1 protein-coding gene is annotated in these 14,066 nt (G+C 73.6%); it reads left to right on the forward strand.

Features of this window, described 5'->3' with window-relative positions; genetic code table 11:
- The first annotated feature begins 891 nt into the window (after window positions 1-891).
- Window positions 892-14,040 carry a type I polyketide synthase gene (locus tag M4V62_RS39475; RefSeq protein WP_249592003.1) on the forward strand — a complete coding sequence of 4,383 codons (13,149 nt, stop codon included), beginning with the start codon at window positions 892-894 and terminating at the stop codon, window positions 14,038-14,040.
- Window positions 14,041-14,066: the final 26 nt, after the last annotated feature.

Consider the following 14,066-nt stretch of genomic DNA (forward strand, 5'->3'; position numbering starts at 1 on the left):
TGGGGTGCAGTTCCTGCACCCGAACGCAATTCACTGTGTTCCTGAACGGGTTATGTCGTACTGCATCTCTCGACTGATGCGTGGCGAACCCTGACCATCGCGGAATTCGATCCCGGCCGGCACTTCGTGGAGACGGTCGGAGGTTTGTGCGCCGCTCTTCCGTGCGCCCCGCAGCCGTATCCGCGCCCGTCCCCCCCCCACCGTCGTTGCGCACCGCTCGGCCAATGGAGTCTTGAGTGGTGTGACAGGCGTCGCCCCTGCGGGGCGGCGCGACCACCCCCCCTCGTGGCCAGGGCTTCCCTGGCCCTTCCCCTCCTGGCTCCGGCTCCGGGTGTACCGCCGGTGTTCCCGTGCAGGCCCATGAGCTCCCACGGCGCGGTCAACGAGCTGGTTTTGGCCCCCTATTCATTCGGTGCTTCCGCGTGGCCATGCACGGGGGGCTTGATTTTAACGGGATCCGTATGGCCGGATCGTGACGTTGGAATGGCGGGTTATTGATGAACGGGTGCTGCGGCAATTCCGTCCGCCCGCGTGCGAGCCACTCCTGCACGATGGGGCAAAAGGCGCTGCACGATAGGGCAGTAGGTGCTTGGCGACAGGGCGGCAGGCGGGCCCGCCGCTCTCCTGGGTGTGCCGATAGCCAGGTAAATTTTGGAAGTCCGCACGGTAAATCGCGCGAGTGGACGCGGCTCTGACCCGCGCTTACGCAGACCCTACGAGTGTTTTCCGCCTGTGACAGACCGAAAATAGACCGCAGTTGACAATTTCTGGATATCTGGCTTTGACTTGCGCTCGTTGTCGCGGCGAAGTGGCCGAGAAAGTATCGAGCCCATTCAGGCCAACCATGCATGTTCCAGTTCCAGTGGATGACCGACGAAGGCAGAGGCTGCCATGCGCTTATCAGAAGGGCTGCACACCGGCACTGTCGCCGTCATTGGGGTCGCGTCCGCGGCACCGGTGCGGGCGGAGCGCGATCACGGTGTACTTGTCGAGCTGACCGGTGTGCCGCTGCCCGCGGGCCGGACGGACGAACTGGAGTCGGCGTGGACGGCCTGCGAGGACGCGGGCATCGGCGCGGACGACCGGGCAGGCGTCGGTGTCCATCTGGCCGCCGGCACCGAGGGCGCGGACGATGCGGGCGATGCGGCCGAGTTGGCACGCGTGCTCGGCTTGCGCGGCCCCCGCCGGACCGGACACGACCCGCTCGCCGATGCCGTCGCCGCCGTGCGTTCCGGTGAGTGCGACCTGGCGCTGGTCGGGGCGGACGGTGCCTTCGCCGTGCTCACGCGTGGCGACAGCGCACGGACCGCGACCTTCGCCTACCGGCTCGACACCGGCCACGCATGGTCCGACGGCGTTCCCGCGCTGGTCGAGGCCGCGCTGCGCTCGGGCAGGACCGCGCCCGGCCGCGACGCACAGGAAGGGCCCGCCGTCCCGATCACGGTGTCGGCGCACAGCCAGGACGCGCTGCGGGCGCGGGCCGCTGATCTGCACTCGCTGATCGAGGCCGAGCCGGCCCTGCCGCTCGTCGACCTCGCCTTCTCGCTCGCCACCACCCGCCCCGCTCTCGCCCGGCGCGCCGTGCTGGTCGGCGGGGACCGCACCCGGCTCGCCGAGGAGCTGCTCGCCGTCAGCGAGGGGCGAATACCGGTGCCGGGGCTCGCGGCCGGAGGACCGGCGCGAGCCGCGGCAGACGACGTCGCCTTTGTGTTCCCCGGTCACGGGCCGCAGTGGCTGGGCATGGCCGACGAACTCCTCGCCACGTCGCCGGTGTTCGCCGAGCAACTGCATGCCTGTGCGGAAGCCCTCACGCCGTTCGTGGACTGGCCCGTCCTCGACGTGCTGCGCGGCAGGACGGACACGCCTTCCCTCGACCGGCCGGACGTGGCGCAGCCCGCGCTCTGGGCGATGATGGTGTCCCTGTCCGCGCTGTGGCGCTCCTGGGGTGTGCGGCCCGGTGCCGTGATCGGCTCCAGCGTCGGCGAGATCCCGGCCGCGACGGTCGCGGGCGCACTGTCCGTCGAGGACGGCGCGCGGGCCGTGGCGCTGTTCAGCCAAGCGCAGGTGCACCTGCTCGAACGCGGCGTGATGCTCTCCGTACTGGCGTCGGCCGACGAGGTACGTGAGCGGCTCACCCGGTACGAGGGGCTCGACCTGGCCGCAGTGCACGCGCCCACGTCGGTCCTGGTCTCCGGCGACGAGGACGCGGCCACCCAACTCCTCGCCGACCTCGCCGCGGACGGCATCAGGGCCAGAAGCATCGCGATCCGTTTGGCGGCCCACGGCCGTCAGGTCGACTCCGTGCTCGACATGCTGCGCGCCGACCTCAGCCCCATCACGCCCCGCCCGACGGACGTGCCGATCTACACGGCCACCACGGGCGCGAGGGTCGACCCGCTCACGCTCACCGCGGACCACTGGTGCCGCAACGTGCGCGGCACCGCGGACTTCCAGAGCGCCACACGCGCCGTCCTGGCCGCCGGGCACCGACTGCTGCTCGAACCGAGCCCCCACCCCGTGCTGACCAGGGCCGTGCAGGAGACCGCCGAGGACGCCGCCGTGGAGGCCGCCGTCGTCGGCACGCTGCGCAGGGACCGTGGCGGCGCCGACCAGATGACCGCCGCGCTCGCCGAACTGCACGCGCACGGCGTGCTCCCCGACTGGAACGCGGTGTTCGCGGGCCGGGACGCACGCGCGGTGCCGCTGCCCGCCTATCCGCTGCACGCGGAGCCCGGGGCCGTCCCTGTCCCCTCCTTTGACGACCGGCTCGCGGACGCCGCCGACCGCACCGACTTCCTGCTCGACCTGGTCCGCGCGCAGGTGGCCGCCGTCGTCGGGAACACCGGGCCCGCCCCCGACGTGGACGCGCCGCTCCTCGAACTGGGCGTCGACTCGGCGGGCGCGGTGCGACTGCGCAACCTGCTGAACGCGGCCACCGGCCTGAACCTGCCCGTGTCGGCGGTGTTCGACACCCCGACGTGCCGTGGCCTCGCCGAACGCATCGACCGCGTCCTGCTCGGCACATCGGCCGATGACGACCAACTGCCGGCCTTCGCGGGGGCCGGGGACGACGAACCGATCGCCGTCGTGGCGATGAGCTGCCGCCTGCCCGGCGGAGTGCGCAGTCCCGAGGACCTGTGGGAGCTGCTGTCCACGGGCGGCGACGGCATCACCGCGTTCCCCACCGACCGGGGCTGGGACCTGGACGGGCGCTACGACGAGGACGCCGAGCGGGCCGGCGGCTACTACCAGCGCGAGGCCGGATTCCTGCACGACGTCGACCAGTTCGACCCCGAGTTCTTCGGCATATCGCCGCGCGAGGCACTGGCTATGGACCCGCAGCAGCGGCTTCTCCTCGAAATTGGCTGGGAGGCCATCGAGCGCGCGGGCATCGAGCCGACAGGGCTGAGAGGCAGTCAGGCCGGTGTGTTCGTCGGCGCGATGACGATGGACTACGGGCCGAGGCTGCACGAGGCCCCCGCCGACCTAGAGGGCTATCTGCTCACCGGCAACACCGCGAGCGTCGCGTCCGGCAGGCTCTCGTACTCCTTCGGGTTTAACGGACCCGCCGTCACCCTCGACACGGCATGCTCCTCGTCGCTGGCCGCCCTGCACCTGGCCGTGCAGTCGCTGCGGCGGGGCGAGTGCCCCATCGCCCTCGCGGGCGGCGTCACGGTCATGCCCTCGCCGGGCATGTTCGTGGAGTTCAGCAGGCAGCGCGCGCTTGCCCCCGACGGGCGCTGCAAGGCGTTCTCGGCGAGTGCCGACGGGTTCGGCCTCGCCGAGGGCGCCACCATGGTGCTTCTGGAGCGTCTTTCCGACGCGCGCCGCAACGGACACCCCGTACTCGCGCTGATCAAGGGCACCGCGATCAATCAGGACGGCGCGTCCAACGGCCTCACCGCCCCCAGCGGCCCGGCGCAGCGCAGGGTCATCCGGCAGGCGCTCGCCGACGCGGGCGTCTCGGCCGCCGAGGTCGACGCCGTCGAGGCGCACGGCACCGGCACCCGCCTCGGCGACCCGATCGAGGCGGACGCCCTTCTTGCCACCTACGGCCGTGAGCGCCCCGCCGACCGGCCGCTGCTGCTCGGCTCGGTGAAGTCCAACATCGGCCACACGCAGGCGGCTTCGGGCGTCGCGGGCCTGATCAAGATGGTGCTCGCGTTGCGGCACGGCGTACTGCCCGAAAGCCTGCACATCACCGAGCCCACCCCGCACGTGGACTGGGCATCGGGCGCCGTGTCGCTGGTCACCGAGACCACGCCGTGGCCCGAGGCCGGGCGCCCCCGTCGGGCCGCCGTGTCCTCGTTCGGCATCAGCGGCACCAACGCCCACGCCGTCCTTGAACAGGCGCCCGAAGAGACCCCGATCGACCCGCTGCCGACTACCGGACCGGTTCCGCTGGTGTTCTCCGCGCGCACGGAGGACGCCCTGCGCGCCCACGCCGCCCAACTCGCTACTGCAGCAGAGGCGCTTGCGCCGGCTGACGTGGCGGATGCCCTGCTGTCCCGCGCGGTGTTCGATCACCGGGCCGTGGTGGTCTCGGGTGGTGCCGATGCGTTGGCGGCGGTGGCCGCGGGCTCTGAGTCCACTCGTGTGGCGATTGGTGTGGCGCGGCCTGCGGGCAAGGTGGCGTTCGTGTTCCCGGGGCAGGGTTCGCAGTGGCTGGGGATGGGTGCGGAGTTGGCGGAGTCTTCGCCGGTGTTCCGTGCTTCTCTCGATGCGTGTGCTGATGCGCTCGCGCCGTATGTGGACTGGTCGTTGCACGAGGTGCTGGCTGATGGTGCCGAGTTGGAGCGGGTGGATGTCGTGCAGCCCGCGTTGTTCGCGGTGATGGTGTCGCTGGCCGCGTTGTGGCGTGCGTACGGTGTGGAGCCCGACGCGGTGGTCGGGCACAGCCAGGGTGAGATCGCTGCCGCGCATGTGGCGGGTGCGTTGTCGCTGGCGGATGCGGCCAAGGTGGTCGCGCTGCGCAGCAAGGCGATCCTGGCGCTCTCCGGGCAGGGCGGCATGGTGTCCCTTTCTGTGACCGCCGACGCCGCGCGGGAGCGGATCGCGCGGTGGGACGGACGGATATCCGTCGCTGCTGTGAATGGCCCGGGTTCGGTGGTGGTGGCGGGTGACGCCGACGCCCTGGACGAGCTGATGGAGTCGTGCGCCGCAGACGAGGTGCGCGCCCGTCGGGTGCCTGTCGACTACGCCTCGCATTCGCCGCACGTGGAGCGTATTCAGGAGGCGTTGGCGGGAGTGCTGGCCGGTGTTGAGCCGATGCCCGCAAGTGTGCCGATGCTGTCCACGGTGACGGGGGAGTGGCTGACCGGGACCGAGGTCGGCGCCGAGTACTGGTATCAGAACCTGCGGAACACCGTGCGGTTCGAAGAGGCCACGCGCGGTCTGCTCGACCGGGGCATCGGAGCGTTCGTCGAGTGCAGCCCGCACCCCGTGCTCACCTTCGGGGTGCGGGAGACGCTGGATGCGACCGGCGCCGACGCCGTCGTCGTGGGCACGCTGCGCCGCACGGACGGCGGCCTCGACCGGTTCCTGCTCTCCGCCGCCGAGGCATACGTGGAGGGCCTGCCCTTCGACTGGCGTGCCGTGGTGCCCGCGGGGCGGCCCGTCGACCTGCCCACCTACCCCTTCCAGCGCAGGCGGTTCTGGCTCGACGAGACCGCCCGCCCGTCCACGGCAGGCGATCCCGCCCTTGAGGAATTCTGGTCCTCGGTGGAGCGTGGCGACCTCGCCACGACGCTGGACGTGCCCGCCGACGCGCCGCTCTCCGACGTGCTGGCAAGCCTGGGCGACTGGCGCCGCCGCAGGCAGGAGCGCTCCACTGTCGACGCCTGGCGCTACCGGGTCACCTGGCACGCGCTCGGCACCGCCGCCACCCCGGCCCTGTCCGGCACCTGGCTCGTGATCGGCTCGCCGTCCGAGGCGGAGCACCCGTGGCGTGCGGCGGCGGTCGACGCCCTGCGCGCCCACGGCGCCGACGCCCTGGAGGTCGAAGGATCGGCGGAGGCGCTGCGCGCCGTGGACTTCGTACCCAGCGGTGTGCTCTCCCTCCTGGCCTTCGACGAACGGCCCGACCCCGCGGCGCCGACCGTCCCGAGGGGACTGTCCGGCACGCTGGAGCTGGTACGGGCACTCGGTGACGCCGGGATCGGCGCACCGCTGTGGATGGCGACGACGGGCGCGGTGTCCGTCGGCCGGTCCGACCCGCTGACCCACCCGACGCAGAGCCAGGTGTGGGGACTTGGCCTCGCCGTCGGCCTGGAACAGCCGGGCCGCTGGGGCGGCATCGTCGACCTGCCCGTGACCCCCGACGCCAGGACCGCGACGCGGCTCGCCGCCGCCCTGGCCGGACTCGCGGACGAGGACCAACTGGCCATCCGGGCCTCCGGGTTGTCCGCACGACGGCTGACCCCGGCCCCCGCACCGGCGCAGGCACCCGCCTGGCGCGCCACGGGCACCGTACTGATCACCGGCGGCACCGGCGCCATCGGCGGCCACGTGGCCCGCTGGCTCGCGGGCAACGGCGCCGAGCACATCGTCCTGACGAGCCGCAGTGGCGCCGACGCCCCCGGCGCGCGGGAGCTGGAGGCCGAGCTGACCGGACTCGGCGTCCGGACCACCGTCGCCGCCTGCGACGCCGCCGACCGTGCCGCGCTCGCCGACCTGTTCGCCCGGCTCGACGCCGAAGGCACCCCGATCCGCTCGGTCTTCCACGCGGCGGGCACCGTCCCGTCCCTGCCGCTGTCCGACACCGAGACCTCGGACCTCGCGTACGCCCTGGAGGCGAAGGCCGTCGGCGCGGCCCACCTCGACGAGCTGTGCGCAGGACGCGAGCTCGACGCGTTCGTGCTGTTCTCCTCCGGATCCGCGGTCTGGGGCAGCGGCGAACTGGGCGCCTACGGCGCCGCCAACGCCTTCCTCGACGGCCTCGCGCAGCGCCGCCACGCCGAAGGCCTGCCCGCCACCTCGGTCTCCTGGGGCATGTGGGCCGGCGGTGGCATGGTGACCGGCGACCTCGACGACCAGCTGCGCCGCAGGGGCATGCGTCCCATGCGGCCGGAACTCGCGGTCAGCGCGCTCGCCGCCGCCCTCACGGCGGGCGAGACGACCGTGACGGTCGCGGACGTCGACTGGGCCCGCTTCACCCCCGGCTTCACGGCGGCCCGTTCGCGCCCCCTGATCAGCGAGATACCCGACGTCGTCACCCTCGCCGCGCAGGACGCGGTGGAGCAGCCGGCCTCCGGCGGTGCGCTCGCCGACCGCCTTACCGGGCTCGCCGAGGCCGACCAGCACCGGCTCCTGCTCGACCTGGTCCGCGGTCACGCGGCGACGGTGCTCGGCCACGAGGGACCCGACACCGTCACGCCCGACCGGGCCTTCCGCGAGCTGGGCTTCGACTCCCTCACCGCCATCGAGCTCCGCAAGCGCCTCAACTCCGCCACCGGCGTACGTCTGCCCGCGACCGTCGTCTTCGACCACCCGACGCCGGACGCGCTGGCCGACCACCTGTACTCCGTGGTCCTGGGCGAGCGGCAGAGCACCGCCCCGGTCCCGGCCGCGGCCCGCGCCGCCGACGATCCGATCGCGGTGGTGGCGATGAGCTGCCGCTTCCCCGGCGGCGTACGCGGCCCCGAGGACCTGTGGTCGCTCGTCCTGGGTGGACACGACGCCGTCGGACCGTTCCCCGACGACCGGGGCTGGGACCCCGACCGGCTGTACCCGGCCGACGCGGAGGCACAAGGCCGCAGCCGTACGTTCGAGGGCGCCTTCATGGACGACGCGGGAGGGTTCGACGCGGGCTTCTTCGGCATCGCCCCGCGCGAGGCCCTCGCGATGGACCCGCAGCAGCGGCAGGTGCTCGAACTGGCCTGGGAGGCCTTCGAGCGGGCGGGCATCGACCCGTCCTCCGTACGCGACAGCCTCACCGGCGTGTTCGTCGGCGCCTCACCGCAGAGCTACGCGGGCACCCTGGAACAGGCCACGCCCGAGATGGACGGCTACCGGCTCACTGGCGACGCGCTGAGCGTCGTGTCCGGGCGCATCGCCTACTCGCTCGGCCTGCGCGGGCCCGCCGTCACCGTGGACACCGCGTGCTCGTCCTCGCTGGTCGCCCTGCACCTCGCGGTGCAGGCGCTGCGGTCGGGGGAGTGCTCGATGGCCCTGGCGGGCGGCACGGCGATCATGGTGACGCCGACGCCCTTCGCCGAGTTCAGCCTCCAGGGCGGCCTTGCCCCCGACGGCCGGTGCAAGCCGTTCGCCGATGCCGCCGACGGCGTCGGCTGGGGCGAGGGCGCGGGCCTGATCCTCCTCGAACGGCTCTCCGACGCACGGGCCAACGGCCACGAAGTACTCGCCGTCGTCCGGGGTTCCGCCACCAACCAGGACGGCGCGTCGAACGGCCTCTCCGCACCGAACGGACCCGCGCAGCAGCAGGTCATCCGCGCGGCGCTCGCGAACGCGGGCCTGTCCACCGCGGACGTGGACGCCGTCGAGGGCCACGGCACGGGCACCAAGCTGGGCGACCCCATCGAGGCACAGGCGCTCCTCGCCACCTACGGCCAGAACCGCCCCGCCGACCGGCCGCTGCTCCTCGGCGCCCTGAAGTCCAACATCGGCCACACCCAGGCGGCTTCGGGCATCGCGGGCGTCATCAAGATGGTGCAGGCGATGCGGCACGGCGTACTGCCCCGCACCCTCCACCTCGACCGTCCATCCGACCACGTGGACTGGACGACCGGCGCCGTGGAACTCCTCGCCGACCAGCGGCCGTGGCCCGAGGCCGGCCGGCCCAGGCGCGCAGCCGTCTCCGCGTTCGGCGTCAGCGGCACCAACGGCCACGTCATCCTCGAACAGGGCGAACCCGCCCCCGCGGCCCCGACCCCGGACCTCGCCGGTGAGCCCGACGGACGCACCCTCGCGTGGGCCCTGTCCGCCCGCGACACCGCCGCGCTGCGCGAGCAGGCCGCCCGTCTGGCGGCCACCGTGGACGCGCAGCCCGAACTGTCGCCGGTGGACGTCGCCTTGACGCTCGCGACCGGGCGAGCCGCGCTCGACCAACGGGCGGTCGTGCTCGGCACCGACACGGCTGGACTGCGCGCCGGACTCGACGCGTTGGCCGAGGGCGCCGTCACCCCGGGCGTGGTGCGCGGAGTCCCCGACGGCGGCAGGTTCGCCGTGCTGTTCTCCGGCCAGGGCTCCCAGCGCATCGGCATGGGCCGCGGCCTGTACGAGGCGCACCCCGCGTTCGCCGACGCGCTCGACGAGGCGTTCGCCCACCTCGACCCGCTCCTCGACGTGCCGCTGCGCGACGTGGTGTTCGGCGACGACCAGGACCTGCTCGACCGCACCGAGTACGCCCAGCCCGCGCTGTTCGCCGTCGAGGTCGCGCTGTACCGGCTGTGGGAGTCCTGGGGCCTCAAGCCCGACGCGCTCGCAGGACACTCGATCGGCGAACTGGCCGCCGCGCACGTGGCGGGCGTCTTCTCCCTCGCGGACGCCTGCACGATCGTCGCCGCCCGCGGCGCCCTCATGCAGGCGCTGCCCGCCGGAGGCGTCATGGTCGCCGTGCAGGCCACCGAGGCCGAGATCGCGCCGGAGTGCTTCGAGCACGTCGGCATCGCCGCCATCAACGGCCCGGACTCACTGGTCCTTTCCGGCAGCGAACCCGAGGTGCGCGAGCTCGCCGACCGCCTCAAGGCGCAGGGGCGCAAGGTCACCGGACTGCGGGTCAGCCACGCGTTCCACTCCCCGCTGATGGAGCCGATGCTCGCGGAGTTCCGCCGCGTCGTGACGGCCGCGACCGCCAACCCGCCCACCCTGCCGATCGTCTCCACCCTCACCGGCGCGCCGGTCGACGCCGAGGAACTCGCCGCACCGGACCACTGGGTCCAGCACGTGCGCCGGCCCGTACGGTTCGCCGACGGCGTCACCGCCCTCGTCGCGCAGGGCGTGACGACGATGGTGGAGGTCGGACCCGGCAGCGTGCTCACCGCGATGGGCCAGGACAGCGCGCCCGCCGCCGTGTTCGTGCCCACCCTGCGCTCCGACAGGAGCGAACCGGACATGCTGGCCCTCGCCGCCGCGCAGCTCCACGTCCGGGGCGCACGCCTCGACCTGGCCGCCGCGCTCGGCGGCCGGGGCACCCGCGTCGACCTGCCCACCTACGCCTTCCAGCACGACCGTTACTGGCTGACCGCGGCCGTCGCCCCCGCGGGCGACGGGGCGACCGCGGCACTCGGTGTCGCCACCGGCGACCACCCGCTGCTGCGCGCCGCGGTCGCGCTGCCCGACTCCGACGGCGTCGTGTTCACCGGCAGGCTGTCCACGCGGACCCAGCCGTGGCTCGCCGACCACGGTGTCGGCGACCAGGTGCTGTTCCCCGGCACTGGCTTCCTCGACCTCGCCCTGCACGCCGCGGGCCACTGCGGTCTCGACACCGTCGAGGAACTGACCCTGCACGCCCCGCTGGTCCTGCCCGAGCGAGGCGCCCGCGTCCTGCGGGTCACGGTCGGCGCGGCGAGCGACGACAGGCGCGGCGTCCGGGTGCACTCGCGGGCCGAGGACGCCGACCGGGACGCGCCGTGGACCGAGCACGCCACCGGCACGCTCACCATGGGCGATGCCCCGGCGACCGAGCTCTCCGTGTGGCCGCCGCAGGGCGCGACACCGATGGACGCCGACGACGTCTACGACCGGCTCACCGAACTCGGCTACGGCTACGGCCCGGTGTTCCGTGCGCTGCGCGCGGCCTGGCGCCTCGGCTCCGACGTGTACGTGGAGGTGTCCCTGCCCGACGGGACCGGCGGCGAGGGCTTCAGCGTGCACCCCGCCCTGCTCGACGCCGCCCTGCACGCGCCGGTGCTGCGCGCCCTGGAGGAGACCGGCGGCGGCCCCCGGCTGCCGTTCGCCTTCACCGGGGTGCGGCTGCACGCCGTCGGCGCTTCGACACTGCGGGTGCGCTGGTCGCCCAAGGGGAAGGACGGGCAGGACGAGATGTCGCTGGCCGTCGCGGACCCGTCCGGCAGGCCCGTCGCGACCGTCGAGTCGCTCGTGATGCGACCGGTGGAGCTCCACAAGGCCGCATCCCGCACCGCCGACGCCCTGTTCGCCCTGGAGTGGACGCCTGCCGCCGACGGAGCGACAGGGGAGAGGTCGGTCAGGCTCGCCGTGCTCGACGCGCACTCCGCCGGCCCGGACGGCCTCACCGCGGGAGACCTCGGCATCGACGTGCCGACCGTGCGCGACTTCGGCGCCCTCGACGTCGTGACCGACCTGCTCGCGCTCTGCCCCCGACCGTCCGGCCCGACCGGGTCGGACGGAGCGGCGGCGCGGGACGCGGTGTCCTGGGCGCTGGAGCTTGCCCAGAACTGGATCGCCGACGAGCGGACGGCGGACACCCGCCTGGTGTTCGTGACCCGCGGCGCGGTCGACGACGAAACGCCCGACCCGGCGCAGGCCGCCGTGTGGGGACTCGTGCGGTCGGCGCAGACCGAGAACCCCGGCCGGTTCGCCCTGATCGACCTCGACGACGCCGAGGAGTCCGCCCTCGCACTGCCGGCCGCGCTGGCCACCGGTGAGCCCCAGTCGGCGGTGCGGGCCGGACTGGTGACCGTGCCCCGGCTCGCCCGAGCCACCGCAGGCCAACTGCTCGCCCCGCCCGCCGAAGGACCGTGGCGCCTCGACGTCACGGCGCGCGGCTCCCTGGACGGCCTCGCCCTGGTGCCGCACCCCGAAGCAACCGCACCCCTCGCGCCCGGCGACGTACGCATCGCCGTCCGCGCGGCGGGCCTGGACTTCCGGGACGTGCTGGCCGCCCTCGGCGCACCCCACGGTGAGGTCCGGCCGGGCAGTGAGATCGCGGGCGTGGTGACCGAGACCGGCGCGGCGGTGACCGACCTGGCCGTGGGCGACCGCGTGCTTGCCATGGCCACCAAGGGCTTCGGGTCGCTCGCGGTCACCGACCGCAGGCTGGTCGCACCGGTGCCCGCCGGATGGTCCTTCGCACAGGCGGCATCCGTAGCGCCGGCGTTCCTCACGGCCTACCACGCCCTGCACGACCTGGCGGATCTGCGCCGGGGCGAGTCCGTCCTCGTGCACGATGCGGCGAGCGATGTCGGCATGGCGGCCGTGCGGCTCGCACGGCACCGGGGCGCGGAGGTCTTCGCGACCGCGAGTCCCGCCGAGTGGGACGCCGTACGGGCGGCGGGCGTGCCCCAGGCGCACCTGGCGTCCTGCCTCGACACCGGCTTCGCGGCGCACTTCGCCGCCGAGACCGGCGGACGCGGCGTGGATGTGGTCCTGAACTCGCCGGTACGGGAGTTGGTGGACGCCTCGCGGCAGCAGTCGGAGCCCACGGACGGCTCCCCGCGACTCCCGGAGATCACCGACGACTCCCCGGAAATGCGGGAGTTCGTGCAGGCCTCCCTAGAACTGCTCTCCGACGGCGGGCGGTTCATCGAACTGGGCAAGGGCGACGTACCCGAACCCGACGACCTGCCGTCCGGCGTCAAGTACGCCACCTTCGACCAGACACAGCCGGACCCCGACCGCTTCCAGGACATGCTGGCCGAAGTGCTCGCGCTGTTCGCCGCAGGCGTGCTGAGCCCCCTGCCCGTGCGGGCCTGGGACGTGCGCCGCGCACCCGAGGCGCTGCGACACCACAGCGAGAGTCGGCACATCGGCAAGGTCGTCCTGACCGCGCCCGCCCCGCTCGACCCGGAGCGCCCGGTCCTGGTCACCGGCGGCCTCGGCACGCTCGGCGCACTGGTGGCCCGCCACCTGGTCGCCGACCGGGGCGCCCGCAACCTCGTCCTCGCCGGACGCAAGGGCCTTGCGACCGACGGCGCACAGGAACTGCGCGACGAATTGACGGCACTGGGCGCCCAGGTGTCCGTGGCGGCGTGCGACGTGGCCGACCGCGACGCGGTGGCCGCGCTCATCGCCTCCCTCGACCGGCCGCTCGGCGCGGTCGTGCACGCCGCCGGGATCGTCGACGACGGCGTCGTCGAGTCGCTGACGCCCGAGCGGGTCGACCGCGTCTTCGGCCCGAAGGTCGACGGCTTGCTGCACCTGGACGAACTGACCCGGGACGCCGACCTGTCCGCCTTCGTCGTGTTCTCCTCCGCGGCCGGCATCATTGGCAGCGCGGGCCAGGCAAGCTACGCCGCCGCCAACGCGGCGCTCGACGCACTCGTGCGCCGCCGCCACGCCCTCGGTCTGCCCGGCGTCTCGCTTGCGTGGGGCATGTGGGCGGCCGCGAGCGGAATGACGGCGGGCCTCGACGCCGACGACCGGGCCCGGCTCGGCCGCTCCGGCATCCTCGAACTGCCCACCGAGGACGCCCTCGCGCTCTTCGACACCGCGGCGCAGGACGACCGCGCCGCACTCGTGCCGGTCCTTCTCGACACCGCGACACTGCGCGGACAGGCGGCGGACGGCACGCTGCCCCCGATGCTGCGGGGCCTGGTCCGCGCCCCCGCACGCCGCGTCACGGCGGAGACGACCACCACGGGCGCGACGTTCACCGACACCATCGCGGGCCAGTCCGCCGCGGACCGCGAGCAGACGGTCCTCGACCTGGTCTGCGCACAGGTCGCCGCGGTGCTCGGCCACGCGGCGGGCACCCAGGTCGATCCCGGCCGTGGGCTGCAGGACCTCGGGTTCGACTCACTGACCTCGGTGGAACTGCGCAACCGGCTCACCGCGGCCACCGGGCTCCGACTGCCGTCGACGCTCGTCTTCGACCACCCGTCGGCCGCCGCGATCACCCGGCACGTACTCACGCTGCTCCCGCGCACCGAGGACCAGCCGGAGACCCGCGTACTGGACCAACTCGACCAACTGGAAAGCGCGCTGCTCGCCCTCACCGACGACGGCACCGCCACCAAGGCGGACCTGCGGCTGCGGGCCCTGCTCGCCAAGTGGAGCGACGCGCGGGCCGACGACGTCGACGAGGACGCCGAGTCCGACCTCACATCGGCCACCGACGACGAACTCTTCGGCTACCTCGACGACGAACTCGAGACCTCGTGACCGAGTCGGACCGCAACGATCTCCCC

Origin of the sequence: Streptomyces durmitorensis, from assembly GCF_023498005.1 — a bacterium.
Classification (GTDB): Bacteria; Actinomycetota; Actinomycetes; order Streptomycetales; family Streptomycetaceae; genus Streptomyces; species Streptomyces durmitorensis.

Bases quoted from the DNA above. Each gene is read 5' to 3' on its own strand.
- M4V62_RS39475 (WP_249592003.1), top strand. From the start codon at position 892: ATGCGCTTATCAGAAGGGCTGCACACCGGCACTGTCGCCGTCATTGGG.